This window comes from Inquilinus limosus (genome assembly GCF_051487185.1).
Taxonomy (GTDB): Bacteria; Pseudomonadota; Alphaproteobacteria; order DSM-16000; family Inquilinaceae; genus Inquilinus; species Inquilinus limosus_F.
Window position 1 is genome coordinate 99,861 of sequence record NZ_JAHVDK010000020.1, and the last position, 14,764, is coordinate 114,624.

The window sequence follows — 14,764 nt, forward strand, 5'->3', positions numbered from 1 at the left end:
GCAAAAAAGAAGGGCAGGCTCGAGCCTGCCCGGATGGAGCGAATTCAACGGGGTGGCGTCAATGCGGTCCGTGGCCGGACAGGCCACCCTTCCGGCCCGCCTCGGCCGCACGCTCGCGATCATGGGCGAAGTTGCCGCCGCTCTCCTGCCCGCCCTTGCGGCCGGCCGCCGCGGCGCGTGCCGGATCGTTCTTGAAATTGCCGCCGCTGTGTTGCCCGCCCTTGCGGCCCGCCTCCGCCGCACGCGCCGGGTCATGGGCGAAATTGCCGCTGCTCATCTGACCGCCCTTGCGGCCAGCCGCCGCCGCACGCTCCCGGTTGTAAGCGAAGTTGCCGGCGCCACCCCGGTGCGGAGTCTGGCTGTTCGCCATGGTCCAAGCTCCCTTGTTGTGGGCTCACGCCATGGGAATAGGCCGCAGCGAAGCCGGGTTCCCAATGAAAAATCCTTAATTTAGAGCCGGTGCGTCGGCTTCGTTTGGGTAGCCTTCGGCTCTGCCAAGGCGCGGCCCATGATCTCTGATCCGATCCGGCGGCTTTGCTGCCTGCGACAGCTTTCGGTTCCCGCCAGGACCTCGGTTCCGATAATATACTGGCGTGTGGCTGCAGGCGAAAGGGGGAGCGGGGTCATGGTGGCGCGCAAGATGGTGGATGGGGCGTTCCACCCCTGTCCGATCCGGGATGTGCTGGACCGCATCGGCGACCGCTGGAGCCTGCTGGTGCTGCAGACGCTGGCGCCGGGGATGAAGCGCTTCACCGTGGTCAAGCGCGAGATCGGCGACATCTCCCAGCGCATGCTGGCGCAGACGCTGCGCCGGCTGGAGCAGGACGGCCTGGTGTCGCGCACGGTCCATCCGACCATCCCGCCGCGGGTCGACTACGCGCTGACGCCGCTGGGCCAGTCGCTGATGGAGCCGCTGAACGCCCTGGTGCACTGGGCCGACGAGCATCACCACCAGGTGCGCGCCGCCCGGATGGCCTATGTCCCGCCGGCCGCGGAGGCGGCGTAACGCCGCTCAACTCGTCCGCTTCTGCGCCATTTTTTCCAGGGCCGGCGCATCCAGCATCTGCAGCCGACGCCCCCTGATCCGGAACAGCCCATCGCGCTGCAGCCGCATCAGCGTCCGATTGGCGTGCACCAGCGAGATGCCGAGCGCGTCGGCGATGTGCCGCTGGGTCAGCGGGAAGGGCATGCCGCCGTCCCGCACCATGTCGCGCGCCTCGGCCCGGCCGTACAGCTCCAGGATCAGTGCCGCCACCCGCTCCAGCGCCGTGCGCTGGCCCAGCGACAGGAGCTGTTCCTCCATCACGCGCTTCTGGTCCGCGGCCAGTGCCGCGAAGCGCAGGGCGATCTCCGGCTGGGCGTCATGCAGCCCGGCGATGTCGTGATACGGGACGACGCAGAGGGAAATCTCGGTGATCGCCTCGATCGAGGTGACCGCGCTGTCGAAGAACTGGGCCTGGAATCCGATCACATCGCCCGGCATGACGAAGGACAGAATCTGCCTGCGCCCGTCCTGCAGCGTCTTGAATCGCATCGCCCAGCCGCTGGTCACGGTGTAAAGCGGCGGATCCGGCTCCCCCTCCGCGATGATCCGGGCGCCGGCCGGATAGATGACGTCGTCGACCTGGCGCTGCTGAATGTAGTCGAGCAGCTCGGGATCGAGAACCTTGAGCTGCGGCATGTCGGCGTCGAGCTTCACCGTCAGGTCGTGAGGAGACATGGCAGGCTCCCTGTGCGGACTGACGCAATCGAGCACAGCGGCGGCAGCCGCGAGACACAGCTGGAAGGCAAGGAGCGCCGGGTCTCCGGCGTCAGCATCGTACCAACGCGGCAATGGGGTCCGAGTTCCGTCGAAGCTCGGCGGAACGGTCCGTCGCCGAAGCGGAAAGGGCCGCTCCGAAGAGCGGCCCCCCGGCAATTTTACCGGAACGGTAGGATCAAAGCAGGAGATCGGCGGCGACCAGGCCGGCGACGCCGTTGAGCACGATGTGGAAGTTGGACACGCCGTCGCCGTCGATGTCGCCGGCAACGGTGACGGTGCCGCTGCCATGCGCATTGACGGCGAAGCGCAGCTCTCCCGCCGCATGCGTGTACAGGCCGCTGCCGATGAAGGTGAAGGCCTGATCGCCGGAGACGAGGGTGTTGGCGTCGATCAGCCTGAGGTCGATCAGGTCGCCCTGGCCGTGGCTGAAGCCGCCGATCCGGTCGGCATTCGCGCCGATCCCGCTGTCCTGGATCGACGAGTAGACGAAGCGGTCGGTGCCGGCGCCGCCTCGCAGGCTGTCCCGGCTGCCGCCGCCGTTGATCACGTCATCGCCGTCGTTGCCGGACAGGGTGTTGGCCCCGTCGCTGCCGACGAGGCTGTCCTTGCCCTGGCTGCCGCTGACGCTCTCGATGCTGACCAGCAGATCGCCCTGCGCATCGCCGCCGCGGGCGGTGCCGGTGGCCAGGTTGATGGTGACGCCGACCGAGCTGTCGAAGTAGCTCGCCAGATCGATTCCGGCGCCGCCATGCAGGACGTCGGCCCCGGCGCCGCCGCGAAGCACGTCATTGCCGTTGTCGCCGTGGAGGCGGTCGTCGCCGGCCCGGCCGATCAGCGTGTCGTCCCCTCGGCCGCCATGCAGCTGGTTTGCCACGGCGCTGCCGACCAGCGTGTCGCCCAGATCGCCGCCGAAGGCGTTCTCGATCGACCCCGCGGCGAATGTCACCGACTTGCCGGCAAGGCTGGCCCTGCCGGTGCCGAGGTCGATGTCGCTCGCCGTCGACAGGGCGGCGGCGTTGATCGTGTCGCTGCCGCCATCCGTGTCCGCCAGCGTCAGGCGCGAAGTGGCGGTCAGCTTGGCGAAATCATTGGTGTAGTAGTAGGTGTCGTCGGCCGACAGCGCGTCGCCATACAGCTTCAGGGTCCAGGATTCGAGCAGGCCGGTCTTGTCGTTGCCTTCCGTGTCGGTGACCCGCAGCGTCCAGGTGCCTTGGCCGGTCTCGCCGCGCAGCAGCGTGCTGCCGAAGGTGAAGTGCAGATCGGTGATGAAGTCGGCCGCCGTGGTCGGCGTGTCCAACAGCAGGCTCGAGGTGCCGTCCGGGGAAACCAGCTCGATCTTCAGGTCGCCCATCTCCTCGTGCTGCAGCTTGACCGTGACCTCGACGCGGTCGATGTCGATGCCCTGGCTGATCACGGCGGTGGAGACCAGCGGCGCCGCCGGATTGTCGGCGATCGCGCCGGCCTGCCCGAGGAGCACGGTCTTCTCGACCTTCACCTCGTTGTGGCTGGTGTGGGCGGCGCCCCAGGTCTCGGCCAGCCGCACCGCGGCCAGCGCGTCGACCGCGCCGAAGCCGTAGTCGTGGCTGACGGTATAGCCGCCACCGTTCCAGTTGTGGGCGCCGTTGACCTGGATCGCCTCGTCCGGATCCGACTGGCGGGCCGAGATCGCCAGGATCTCCTGCACGTCGCGCCAGCCGAGGTCGGGGTTGGCCTCGAGGATCAGGGCGACGATCCCCGACACCAGCGGCGCGGCGGAGGAGGTGCCGCCGAAGCCGCGGACGTTGTTGACGCCCTGATAGTCGCCGGCGCCGTAGCCGTCGTCGCCGGTGCGATCGGTGGTGACGATGCGCTCATTGGTGCCGGTCAAGCCGCTGCTCGGCGCGGCGACCAGGATCGCGGCGCCCGGGTTGCTGTACCAGGAGGTCTTGCCGTCGTCGGCGACCGCCGCGACCGAGATGGTGTAACGGTTGTTGTCGAAGGAGTGATAATTGGTGTTGTCGTCGTCCTCGCGACCGTTGCCGGCGGCCTGAACGATGATGGTGCCGAGCCCACCGCGGCCGTTCTCGGCGGCGTTGATCGTCGCGTCCCGGACCGGGGCGAAGTAGGGATCGTCGAAATTGTCGCGCAGGACGCCGTTGTCCAGGTCGTCGGCATAGCCCCAGCTGCCGTTGATGATGTCGGCGTGCTCGGCGGCGTGGTTGCGGGCGTTGAAGATCGCGGCCAGCGTCGGGACGCCGGCGATGGTGGGATCGTGGATGGCGACGAGCGTCGCCTCATAGGCGGCGCCGCGGCCGCCGAGCCCGTTGTTGCCGGCCGCCGCCGCGACGCCGGCGACGCCGGTGCCGTGATTGTCGACCGATGACGGCACATAGTTCGGCGCCTCCTCGCCGGTCACGGCGTAGATCGACAGCGAACGGTCGATGTTGGGCGCCAGATCCGGATGATCGAGCTGGATGCCGTCGTCGTGGATGGCGATCCTGATGCCCTTGCCGGTGTAGTCCGCCCACACCGCCTCGACATTGGCGCCGTTCGCCTCCGGCCCTTTGAGGTGCCACTGCAGATCGAGCAGCGGGTCCTCCCCGGCGGACAGGACAGCCCCTCGAATCGTGTCTGACATGCGTTTGCCTCCACAGTTGTTGGACGATGCCTTTTTCTCTCCGGAAAGGCACGTTGTCGGAATTCAGCCTACAAGCGAAGCAAAGGTGCAATAGATATTCCTGCGCCTTTGTTTGCTCTGGGAATTTTGCCCAATTCTTTTCTCATATTTCCCTGTGCTGAGCGTCACGGAAAAGATTGGTCTCTTCGGATTTGTCTGATTTTGTCTAAAATTCGATGAAGGGAATCGGCGGCGACTGAGAGATGCCCCGCTGCGACGCCGGGCCGCGACCGGCGCTGACGGCTTTCCCGGCTGCGTCCCGTCGCCTTAGACTGAGGACGCCGCCCCCTATCGGGCCGCGGATCCCTTGCCGTCCGGCGATCGCCGGCGGCCCCGCCAGACGGAACGAGATCATGGACTATACGAGACTGGGCCGGACCGGCCTTGACGTGTCGCGTCTTTGCCTCGGCTGCATGAGCTATGGCGATCCCGGGCGCGGCACCCATCCCTGGACGCTGGGCGAGGCGGAGAGCCGGCCCTTCATCCGCAAGGCGCTGGACCTCGGCATCAATTTCTTCGACACGGCCAATGTCTATTCGGACGGCAGCAGCGAGGAGATCGTCGGCCGGGCGCTGAAGGAATATGCGCGGCGCGACGAGATCGTGCTGGCGACCAAGGTGCATGGCCGGATGCGACCGGGACCGAACGGCGCCGGCCTGTCGCGCAAGGCGATCTTGAGCGAGATCGACAACAGCCTGCGCCGCCTCGGCACCGACTATGTCGACCTCTACCAGATCCACCGCTGGGATCCGGAGACGCCGATCGAGGAGACGCTGGAGGCGCTGCACGACGTGGTCAGGGCCGGCAAGGCCCGCTACATCGGCGCGTCCTCGATGCATGCCTGGCAGTTCGCCAAGGCGCTGTACTTGGCCGATCGCCACGGCTGGACCCGTTTCGTCTCGATGCAGAACTACGTCAACCTGCTGTATCGAGAGGAGGAGCGGGAGATGCTGCCGCTGTGCCGGGCGGAGGGGATCGGCGTGATTCCCTGGAGCCCGTTGGCCCGCGGCCGGTTGACGCGCGACTGGGACGAGACCAGCGCCCGGTCGGAGACCGACGAGTTTGGCAAGACGCTCTATGCCGCGACCGCCGAGGCCGACCGCAAGGTGGTGGAGGCGGTGGCTGCGGTCGCCCGGGCGCGCGGCGTGCCGCGGGCCCAGGTGGCGCTGGCCTGGGTGCTGCAGCAGCCGGGGATCACGGCCCCGATCGTCGGTGCCACCAAGGTCGAGCATCTCGATGACGCCGTGGCCGCGCTGTCCTTGCAGTTGACCGCAGAGGAGATCGCGGCGCTGGAGGCTCCCTATGTGCCGCACCGGGTGACCGGCTTCCGCTGAGCCCGTGGCGGGGCCGGCGGCACCTGCATCGGATTGACCCTGCGGCGGCGGCGAGGCTATGTCGGGGCGGGGCGTTCGGGCCCCGTTGGAACCATCGGAGCCCACTCGATGCCGCGTCGCCTGCCGCTCGCCCTCGCTCTCCTGGTCGCCGCCTGCGCCGTGCAGCCGCCGGGGCCGGGGCCGCGCACCGGCTATCAGCCGCGGACCACGGCGCATCTGACCGGATCGATCGCGGTCAATCCGATGGGCTATCAGCCGCGCGGCGGGGTGGCGCCGCAGGGCAGCGTCCGGGACGTGCCGGGCTATGTCACCAACGCCCTGAAGGCCGAGCTGCGCCGCGCCGGCGCCGGTCTGAACTCGGCGCGCTGCGTCCTCGACGGCACGATCCGCGACTTCAAGGTCGACCGCGCGGGGGCGGAGGAGCATTACGGCGTCGACATCCGCTACGTCCTGACCGTCGGCAACAATGTCGAGTTCGACCAGGCCTTCGGCACCACCTTCACCGTCGCCCGCGGCCAGTCGGTGGACCGCGCGGTGGACGACGCCATCGCCAAGAACCTCAATTTCCTGCTGAAGGACGACTGGTTCCAGACCCTGCTGGTGCGGGAGTGCAGCGGCCGGGCCTAGGAGGCCGAGGCCAACGACCGGAAGATGTCGCGGTAGTCCTCGATCGCCAGGTCGGGTAGCAGGGCGGCTTCGGCGATCGGCATCCACCGGATCTCGCTGTGCTCGTCGCCCAGCACCTGCGGCTCGCCCCCGGCCCAGCCGGTGACGACGAAAATGTGGCACAGGGCCTCGCCATTCCGGGTGGGATCGGGATCCGCCAACGTCGCGATCAGGCGGTGGTGGAGGGGCGTGACACCCGCCTCCTCCTGCACCTCACGGATCAACGCCTGTTCCGGCGTTTCTCCGGATTCGAGATGCCCGCCCAGCACGTCCCAGCAGTCCGGATAGAACCGGCGCTGCGGCGCCCGGCGGCCCAGCAGGATGTGGTCGTCGCGCAGCAGGATGGCGCAGGCGATATGCTTCATCGAGCTGACCTCATCCATTGCCGTTGGACGTCTAAAATACGGCGGTCGTTGTCGGGCCGTGAACCTGTCTACCATAGGGATGGTCTAGGAGCCTTGCCGCTATGCCAACCGAAACCGAGATGCCCGACATCCTCGTCGTCACCGGCATCATGGCGGCGGGCAAGTCGACCGTGGCCCAGACCTTGGCCGAGCGGCTGCCGCGCGCGGTGCATCTGCGCGGCGACGTGTTCCGGCGCATGATCGTCTCCGGCCGGGTCGAGGTGACGCCGGACCTGCCGGCCGAGGTGCTGCGCCAGCTCGACCTCCGGTACGAGCTGGCGGCGATGGCGGCCGGGCGCTATGCCGAGGCCGGCTTCGCCGTGATCTGGCAGGACGTGATCCTCGGGCCCGCGCTGGCACGGGTCGCCGAGCTGCTGCGCGGCCGGTCATTCGGCATCGTCGTGCTCTGCCCGTCGCCCGAGGCCGTGGCCGAGCGCGAAGCAGGTCGGGTGAAGACGGGGTACGGCGCCTGGACGCCCGCCGACCTGGATCGCGGCCTGCGTGCCGACACGCCGCGGCTCGGGCTGTGGCTCGACAGCTCGGTGATGACCGTCGACGAGACCGTCGATGCTATCCTGGCCCGCATCGCCGAGACCCGGCGGGGACTGCCGGCACGAGGGGTGTGAGACGATGACGATGCACGAACGCTTCCTCGCCCAGGCGATCGAGCTCGCCCGCCGCAATGTCGAGGACGAGGGGGGCCGGCCCTTCGGTGCGATCGTGGTGCGGGACGGCGCCGTGGTCGCCAACGGGGTCAACCAGATGGGCGCCACCGGCGACCCCACGGCGCATGCCGAGCTGCAGGCGATCCGGGCGGCGAGCCGCGCGCTCGGCGCCCTCCGGCTCGACGGCTGCACCGTCTACGCCAGCGGCCATCCCTGCCCGATGTGCCTCGCCGCCATGATCATGACCGGCGTCACGGCGGTGTACTACGCCTATTCGAACGAGGACGGGGCGCCCTACGGCCTGTCCACCGCCGGGGTTTATGCCGAGCTGGCCAAGCCTTTGGCCGAGCAGGCGATGGCCATCCGTCACCTGCCGGTGCGGCCGGACGGTCTCGACCTCTATGCGCTGTGGCGCGACCGGCAGAAGGCTTGATCAGGGCGCGGCTAACGCGATTGCGCCCGCACCATCGTGATCTCGACGTTGCTGCCGCCCCCCTGGGTCAGCACCGGGTGGCGGGTGTCGGTGACGAACAGCAGCTGGCCGCCGCGCTCGACCCGGGCCGAGACGGCGTAGAGGTGGCTCTGATCGATCCGCGCCGGGTCGTAAGACAGGGTGAAGGACACCGGCACGCGGACCGGGGCGATGCGCTGCTCGGCGATCACCGTCGACGGCGCATCGGCCAGCGAGACGTCGAGCAGCTGCACGATCAGCTCCGCATCCGCCGGCAGGGCGATGCGCTCGCGATAGGTCGCGGTGCCGGTGACGGCGGCGCTGGCGGCGGGCGTGGCCGTCTGCATGGGCGTGACGGGTTCTCCGGTCGGGCCGCAGGCGGCGAGGACGAAGGCCGCAGCCAGGGTGACGGCGAGAAGGGACAAGCGGTTCATCGGTCTCTCCAGGCCCAAACGAGCCAATGCACTGTCGGGAGACAACGCTCCGCGCGTCAATCGGTTGCGCCTCGATGGACCTCCTTCCTCGATTCGCCAGGGCGGTTGAGGGATCCGGAGCGGTTGCTTTATTACGGCTCAACCTGAAATATCCGAACTATGAAGCGCAATAATATTTTAGAAGTTCGATCCTTGATTTGGGCGACTGAGTTGATAGGATTGCCATCATTTTCGATAATATATGGAGGAATATCGTGCCAAATTACAATGGAACGGAGGGGAGTGACTTTATCCACTCGCCGGGCGCGCCGGGTTCCTATCCAGGCTATAATGAGATCCTCGTCAATCTGGGCGGGACTCCGTACATCTACGGTAATGGCGGCGACGACGTGATTGCCGTGAACATCGGTGTCTACGTCATGGATGGCGGCGCCGGCGACGATCTGTTCCGGCTCGATGACGGAGGGTTTATCACCTATCTGTTCGGAGGCAGCGGCGACGATACGGTCAGCTTCGTGAACCGGACGTCAGGGGCCCAGTTCAACGGCGGCCCCCAGGTGACTTCGATCGAAAACGCCGTCGGCAGCAACTTCAACGACGTCATCCGGCTGATCGGAGATAACGGCGCCGGGGTCGTCAACCACCTGCAGGGATTGGCGGGGGACGACCGGCTGAGCGGTTCCGGCGGCGGCGATACCATTGATGGCGGCGACGGCAGCGACACGGTCGATTACGGGGATCTCAGCGCCGCGGTGGGAGTCGACCTCGAACTCGCCCAAGGGATCACCGGGGGCGCGTTCGGCGACACCTATGTCAGCATCGAGAACGCCGTCGGCGGCAGCGGCAGTGATGTGCTGAAGGGAAGCGGCGGAGACAACCGGCTGGAGGGGGGCGCGGGCGACGACCTCTTGTTCGGCGGGGACGGCGACGACACTCTGGTCAGCGGAACCGGGAACGACATCCTACGGGGGGAGGGCGGCGCCGACACGTTGCTCGGCACGACCGCGACCGCCGTCCTGATGGGCGGCGCCGGCGCTGATCATTTCGACGGCGCCCATCTGGCCACCGTCTCCTATGACGGGATCGCGACGGGAATCGTCCTCAGCCTCACCAGCGGCATCGCCATGGGCGGTGATGCCGACGGCGACACCTTCACCAATGTCAACCGTGTGGTCGGCGGCGCCTTCGCTGACACCCTGACCGGGAGCGCCGGAAACGATCGTTTCGATGGTGGCTCCGGAAACGACTATCTCGCGGGCCGCGCCGGGGCGGACCAACTGATCGGCGGCGCCGGCATTGATACCGCAACCTACGGCGACAGCACGGCCGGGGTGCAGGTCAATCTGCAGTCCGGCACCGGCGCCGGCGGTTCGGCCGCCGGGGACACGCTGTCGGGTATCGAGAACCTGGTCGGCAGCTCCCATGACGACGCGCTGACCGGCGACGGCGCCGACAACGGGATCTGGGGCGAAATCGGCAACGATTCGCTGGCCGGTAACGGCGGGGCGGATGTGCTGCGAGGCGGTGCGGGCGATGATGTCCTCGACGGGGGCCTCGGTGTGGATCGCCTCGACGGGGGCGATGGCATCGACACGGCCAGCTACGCGCACTCGAGCCTAGGCGTCACGGTCGATCTCGGCACCGGCACGGCCCGCTTCGGCGATGCCCAGGGCGATGTGTTCGTCGGCGTCGAGAACCTGACCGGCTCCGCCCGCGGCGACACGTTGACGGGCAATAGTGGCGCCAACATGCTGTCCGGCGAGGACAGCAATGATCGGCTCACCGGGGCCGGCGGGGCCGATGTGCTGAACGGCGGGCTCGGGGGAGACTTCTTCACCTACCGGGCTGTTGGCGACAGCACCGTCGCCGTCGCGGGCCGCGACACGATCCAGGACCTCAACAGCCTGGAGCAGGACAAGATCGACCTCAGTCAGATCGATGCGGACGGCAACGTGGGCAACGGGAACAGCACTTTCAGCTTCATCGGCACCGATCCCTTCACCGGGGCGGGAGCGGAGGTGCGCTTCACCACCGCGGGTGACGACCTTCTGGTCGAGGGCGACGTGAACGGCGACATGGTCGCCGATTTCGCCATCCTGGTGCAGGGAACCGCCACCCTGACCGCGGCCGACTTCGTGCTCTGACCGGGCGGGCGCCGTCCCCGCGGGGATCGGCGCCCCAGCCCCCGCGTCAGTCCCGGAAGTTGAGATACTGCAGCGGCTGCTCGATCTTCAGGCCGCGGACCAGCGCGATGGTGGCCTGCAGGTCGTCGATCTTCTTGCCGCTGACGCGCAGCTCGTCGCCCTGGATCGCGGCCTGGACCTTCTGCTTGCTGTCCTTGATCGCCTTGATGATGGTCTTGGCCAGGTCGCGGTCGATGCCCTGCTTCACCACCACCTCCTGCCGCACCATGTTGCCGGAGGCCTTCTCCGGCGCCTTGAAATCGAGCGCGCCGGCGTCGAGCTTGCGGCGGGCGAAATAGCCGCGCAGCAGCTCGTGCATCTGCTTCAGCTTCAGGTCGTCGTTGGCCAGGATCGTCAGCGTGTTGTCGCTGCGCTCGATCGAGCATTTCGACCCTTTGAAGTCGAAGCGCTGCGCCACCTCGCGGGTTACGCCGGCGATGGCGTTGTCGACTTCGGTGAGGTCGGTCTTGGAGACGATGTCGAAGGATGGCATGGCCATTCCGGGATCTGCGGATGAGACCCGGCGAGTCTAGCCGATTTGCCGGCGGAAGGGAGCCTCCGCGGCCGCGCCGGGCGCATTCGCCGCCGCCGGCGTGCCGAAGGGCGCCAGCGTCGCGCCGTGCCGCTGCAGCGTGCGCCGGAACTCCGTTCCGGCGAAGTAGCGGTATTCGGCCTCGCGCGGCCAGAGGACCGGATCGAGGGCGGCGAGCCGGGCGTCGACCACGCCGGGATGGCACATGATCACGGTCCGATCCGGCGCGGTCTCGAGCCAACGCTCGAACAGCGCGGCGTAGTCGCGGTCGGCGAAATCATAGACCCCGCAGAAGCTGTCGTTCCGCCGCTCGGCCACCGGCTCGAGCACGGCGTCGGACCGCAGGCTCAGGGCCTGGAGGGCGAGGGATTTCGCAGCGAAGGGGCGGCGCAGGATCCGCCACGGCCGGTCGCCGCAGCGCCGGATCCAGCGCGGCCGGATCGTGGCCGAGCGCAGCGTCAGCGCCAGGGTCTCCGCGATCCCCGGGAGAAGATGGACATGCTGGTGCCCGTCGATGAAATCGGGTGCCCGGCCGAAGGCGGCGACAAAGGCGGCGTATTGCGCCTCGATCTCGGCCGACAGGGCGCCCTGCGGCAGTCGCCGGCCGAAGCTCAGCCGGGCCATGGCGGCGAGGTTCGGGAACCGGTACCAGCCGGCATCGACGCGCAGCTGCGGCGACAGCGGGGCGAAGGGGCCGGTGAGGCACAGATGCAGGCCGACCTCGATCGGTCCGGCATCGGCGGGAAGGCCGCGCAGCAGTTCGGCTTCCTCGGGCCAGGACGCCCCGACCGTCAGGCAGCTCGTGCCGGACAGGCTCCCCGTCGACAGGAGCTGGCGGATCGCCAGCGAGACGCCGGGGGCCAGGCCGTAGTCATCGGCGACCAGCGTGATACGCCTGGAGGACATGGGGCAGCTCTTCCACACGGTCCCGCCGCATATGCTCGGCGACGACATAGAGGGGACGGTCCTTCACCTCGTCGAGGATCTGGCCGAGATATTCGCCGAGGATGCCGAGATTGATCAGCAGCACGCCGCCGATCAGCACCAGGATGTCGATCACACCGGGCACGCCGGGCAGGGCCACGCCCTCGACCAGGCAGACCGCGGTGATCCACAACCCATAGGCGAAGGCGGCGAGGGCCATGGCGAAGCCCAGCAGCGTCGAGATCCTCAGCGGCATGCGGCTGAACGACGTCACGCCGTTGAGCGACAGCAGCAGCAGCTTCCAGAACGACCATTTGGTCGTGCCGCCGATCCGCTCGGCCGGCTGGTAGTCGATCCGGCGCTGCCGGAACCCGACCCAGACCGACAGGCCCTTGAAGAACCGGCCGCGCTCCCTGAGGCCGCGCAGCGCCTCCGCCGCCCGTGCCGACAAAAGGCGGAAATCGGCCGCATCCGGCGTGATGCGGAAGGCGTTGCCGGAATTCATCAGCCCGTAGAAGGACCGGACCAGCAGCCGGTAGACCGGCCCTTCCTGCCGCCGGCGGCGCACGGCGTAGACGATGTCGTCGCCATCGACCAGCCAGTGATGGACGAAGGTGTCGATCAGTTCCGGCGGGTGCTGGCCGTCCGAATCCATGAACACCACCGCATCGCCCATGGCGGCGTCGAGGCCGGCGGTCAGTGCCGCCTCCTTGCCGAAGTTGCGGCTGAGGCGGATCAGCTCCACCCGCACCCGGCCCTCCGGCAGGGCGGCGATCACCCCGGCGCTGCCATCCCGGCTGCCGTCATCGACATAGATCACCTCGACCGCCAGGCCGTGGGCTTCGTCCAGCCGGGCGGCCAGGGCTTCGAGCTGCCGGTGCAGCGCTGCCACCGAGTCAGCCTCGTTGTACAGCGGCACGACGATGGACAAGCGGCGCGGGGTGGTCCGGACGGTGTGGTTCATCGCAGCCTTCATCCCACGGGACAGGTGACGGCCGGGGTGGCTCGGCCGGGCAGCACGGCGAGCCAGACAGTGCGGTCGCGAAGCGGCGTTCCGAGCGCTGTCCGCGCCGGCCAGGCATATTCCATGATGTCCTGCGGGCACAGGCCGGCGATCGGCCGGCCCGGCTCGGGCCGGCGCCGGGAGGCGTAGAGGGCGCCGGTCCGCAGCAGGCGGGCCGGGTCGACCCAGGGCGACAGCGACGGATCGGCGTCTTCGAAGACCTGCGGCCGCGCGGCGGCGTAGAGCGAGACGGTGCCGGCTTCCGGGATCGTGCCGATCACGGTCTCCGGCGCCCCGGCCTGGCTGTTCCGCCACAGCGCCTCCGCCGCCGCCGACAGGGCGGGGCCGTCGAGATTCATGATGTTCGGCACGCCGGACAGGCCGGGCTTCACCAGCAGCAGCCCGACGAAGGCGATCGCGAAGGCCGGCGCCAGCGCCAGGGCGGCGGTGCGGAAGCGCGCCCCCGACGGGCCGGGGGCGGCGAGCGCCGGCAGCAGCAGCGCCAGGAGCGGCGGCGCGGCCAGCACGAAGCTCATGCCCCACATCGTCCGGATGCGGATGCCGGTGGCAGCGGAGGCGAGGGCAAGGACCGTGATCGGAGCGAGATAGACGAAGGCGAGGTACTGCCCGGCCGGGGAGCGCAGCCGCCGGCGGGCAAGGTGAAGGAGAGGCGCGATCCGTCCCCGCCCAAGGGGGACGAGGCCGATGGTCGCCGCCAGCAGCATCGGGGCGACGGCGAAGGCCTGGTCGGCCAGGAAGGCGAGGGGCGCGGTCAGATGGCCCGCCGGGCCGGTCAGGGTCTGGTCGCTTCGTTCCGCCAGATAGCCGAGGGTGACGAAGTCGTTCCGGACCAGCCACAGCAGATGCGGCGCGATCACCAGCAGGAAGGCCGTCAGCCCGAGATAGAGGCCTGGCCGGGCGAAGTGCCGCCGGCCCGAGGATGACAGAAGCAGATAGGAGAGGAGCGTGACCAGCAGCACGGCCATCGAATATTTCGACAGGACTCCCAACCCGGCGGTGAGCCCGGTCAGGATCCACCAGATCGTGCGGTCGCGGGTCTGGGCGCGCCAGAACAGCGCCAGCGTCCAGGCCCAGAAGGCGAATTGCGCCACGTTCGGGTTGAAGCGCGGCGCGTCGTAAGTGGTGTAGTGCGTCAGGACCAGCAGCACCGCGGCCACCAGCGCGGAACGGCGCCCGGCGACGTCGCGCGCCAGCAGCCAGATGCCGGCGATGCTGGCGGCGATGAAGGCTTGGCTCAGCGCGTAATAGGCCCAGTCGGCGCTGCCGAAGACGGCGTGGACCAGCTCCGAGGACCACGCCGCCAGCGGCGGATGCTTGTGGTAGCCCCACAGCCAGTGCTGCCCCCAGTACAGCCCTTCGAGCGTGTCCGGATGCAGGCTGCCAGCGAGCCAGGCCGGCAGCAGGGTCCAGCCCACGAAACCGGCGCCGAGCAGGGCCGGTACCCACAAGGCTCGGTCGCACGGCCCCGCTCCCACGGCCGTCCCGGCCTCAGCGATGCCGGCGCCAGGCCTCTTCCCCATGGGGACGGGGGTTTCCATGACGGATGCGGATCGGACCGCCTCGGTGCTCACGATGTCGTCGCTGCTCGATAGGAACACTTGGCCGCGGCCGGTAGGCACGGCAACCGACGGCGCTTTGGCACGATCAGAAATAAGAGCCCGTCCTGGGAGTGGGTAGTTACAATTTTGTATATCGCAGCACCGCAATGGTTCCGCATTCCAAATAGAGG

General features: G+C 68.6%; 15 protein-coding genes. 6 read left to right on the forward strand and 9 right to left on the reverse strand.

Annotated elements, in window-relative coordinates:
• Window positions 1-58 precede the first annotated feature (58 nt).
• Window positions 59-370, reverse strand: coding sequence for a general stress protein (locus KXR53_RS22285; RefSeq protein WP_026870263.1), 312 nt, complete (start codon window positions 368-370; stop codon window positions 59-61).
• Window positions 371-625: 255 nt separating this feature from the next.
• Between KXR53_RS22285 and KXR53_RS22290 the strand changes: the two genes are divergently transcribed.
• Complete coding sequence (locus KXR53_RS22290; protein WP_437377470.1) at window positions 626-1,006, forward strand: winged helix-turn-helix transcriptional regulator; 381 nt, start codon at window positions 626-628, stop codon at window positions 1,004-1,006.
• A 6-nt stretch (window positions 1,007-1,012) separates the two neighbouring features.
• Here the strand turns inward: KXR53_RS22290 and KXR53_RS22295 are convergent, their stop codons facing one another.
• Both KXR53_RS22295 and KXR53_RS22300 read right to left on the reverse strand, forming a co-directional pair.
• Window positions 1,013-1,720 carry a Crp/Fnr family transcriptional regulator gene (locus KXR53_RS22295; protein ID WP_437377471.1) on the reverse strand — a complete coding sequence of 236 codons (708 nt, stop codon included), beginning with the start codon at window positions 1,718-1,720 and terminating at the stop codon, window positions 1,013-1,015.
• 217 nt (window positions 1,721-1,937) lie between these two features.
• Window positions 1,938-4,379 (reverse strand): S8 family serine peptidase, encoded by a 2,442-nt coding sequence (locus tag KXR53_RS22300; protein WP_437377472.1) that lies wholly within the window; start codon window positions 4,377-4,379, stop codon window positions 1,938-1,940.
• 392 nt (window positions 4,380-4,771) lie between these two features.
• Here KXR53_RS22300 and KXR53_RS22305 point away from each other — a divergent pair, with 392 nt between their 5' ends.
• Entirely contained in the window at window positions 4,772-5,752 is a 981-nt protein-coding gene (locus KXR53_RS22305; RefSeq protein WP_437377473.1) for an aldo/keto reductase, read from the forward strand.
• A gap of 108 nt (window positions 5,753-5,860) precedes the next feature.
• Window positions 5,861-6,379: a hypothetical protein gene (locus KXR53_RS22310; RefSeq protein WP_437377474.1), complete on the forward strand. Its 519-nt coding sequence runs from the start codon at window positions 5,861-5,863 to the stop codon at window positions 6,377-6,379.
• On the opposite strand, the gene KXR53_RS22315 is transcribed toward KXR53_RS22310, so the two are convergent.
• On the reverse strand, window positions 6,376-6,783 hold the full coding sequence (locus KXR53_RS22315; protein ID WP_437377475.1) for an NUDIX hydrolase: 408 nt from the start codon (window positions 6,781-6,783) through the stop codon (window positions 6,376-6,378). The two genes, KXR53_RS22310 and KXR53_RS22315, sit on opposite strands and share 4 nt — an antisense overlap.
• Window positions 6,784-6,884: 101 nt before the next feature.
• Here KXR53_RS22315 and KXR53_RS22320 point away from each other — a divergent pair, with 101 nt between their 5' ends.
• The gene (locus tag KXR53_RS22320; RefSeq protein WP_437377476.1) at window positions 6,885-7,448 is read left to right on the forward strand and encodes an AAA family ATPase; all 564 of its coding nucleotides are present in this window, start codon (window positions 6,885-6,887) and stop codon (window positions 7,446-7,448) included.
• 4 nt (window positions 7,449-7,452) lie between these two features.
• Window positions 7,453-7,920: a nucleoside deaminase gene (locus KXR53_RS22325; protein WP_437377477.1), complete on the forward strand. Its 468-nt coding sequence runs from the start codon at window positions 7,453-7,455 to the stop codon at window positions 7,918-7,920.
• 11 nt (window positions 7,921-7,931) lie between these two features.
• Here the strand turns inward: KXR53_RS22325 and KXR53_RS22330 are convergent, their stop codons facing one another.
• The gene (locus KXR53_RS22330; protein WP_437377478.1) at window positions 7,932-8,372 is read right to left on the reverse strand and encodes a YbaY family lipoprotein; all 441 of its coding nucleotides are present in this window, start codon (window positions 8,370-8,372) and stop codon (window positions 7,932-7,934) included.
• Window positions 8,373-8,770: 398 nt separating this feature from the next.
• On the opposite strand from KXR53_RS22330, the gene KXR53_RS22335 reads away from it, so the two are divergent.
• Window positions 8,771-10,516, forward strand: a complete 1,746-nt coding sequence (locus KXR53_RS22335) for a calcium-binding protein (protein ID WP_437377479.1) — start codon at window positions 8,771-8,773, stop codon at window positions 10,514-10,516.
• 46 nt (window positions 10,517-10,562) lie between these two features.
• Here KXR53_RS22335 and KXR53_RS22340 read toward each other — a convergent pair whose 3' ends face one another.
• The 4 genes from KXR53_RS22340 to KXR53_RS22355 are packed head-to-tail and all read right to left on the reverse strand — an operon-like array spanning window position 10,563 to window position 14,483.
• Window positions 10,563-11,048, reverse strand: a complete 486-nt coding sequence (locus KXR53_RS22340; protein ID WP_437377520.1) for a YajQ family cyclic di-GMP-binding protein — start codon at window positions 11,046-11,048, stop codon at window positions 10,563-10,565.
• Window positions 11,049-11,084: 36 nt separating this feature from the next.
• Window positions 11,085-11,993, reverse strand: a complete 909-nt coding sequence (locus KXR53_RS22345) for a ChbG/HpnK family deacetylase (RefSeq protein WP_437377480.1) — start codon at window positions 11,991-11,993, stop codon at window positions 11,085-11,087.
• Complete coding sequence (locus KXR53_RS22350; protein WP_437377481.1) at window positions 11,959-12,975, reverse strand: glycosyltransferase family 2 protein; 1,017 nt, start codon at window positions 12,973-12,975, stop codon at window positions 11,959-11,961. The genes KXR53_RS22345 and KXR53_RS22350 overlap by 35 nt, the downstream gene beginning before the upstream one ends.
• 8 nt (window positions 12,976-12,983) lie before the next feature.
• Complete coding sequence (locus KXR53_RS22355; RefSeq protein ID WP_437377482.1) at window positions 12,984-14,483, reverse strand: glycosyltransferase family 39 protein; 1,500 nt, start codon at window positions 14,481-14,483, stop codon at window positions 12,984-12,986.
• Window positions 14,484-14,764: the final 281 nt, after the last annotated feature.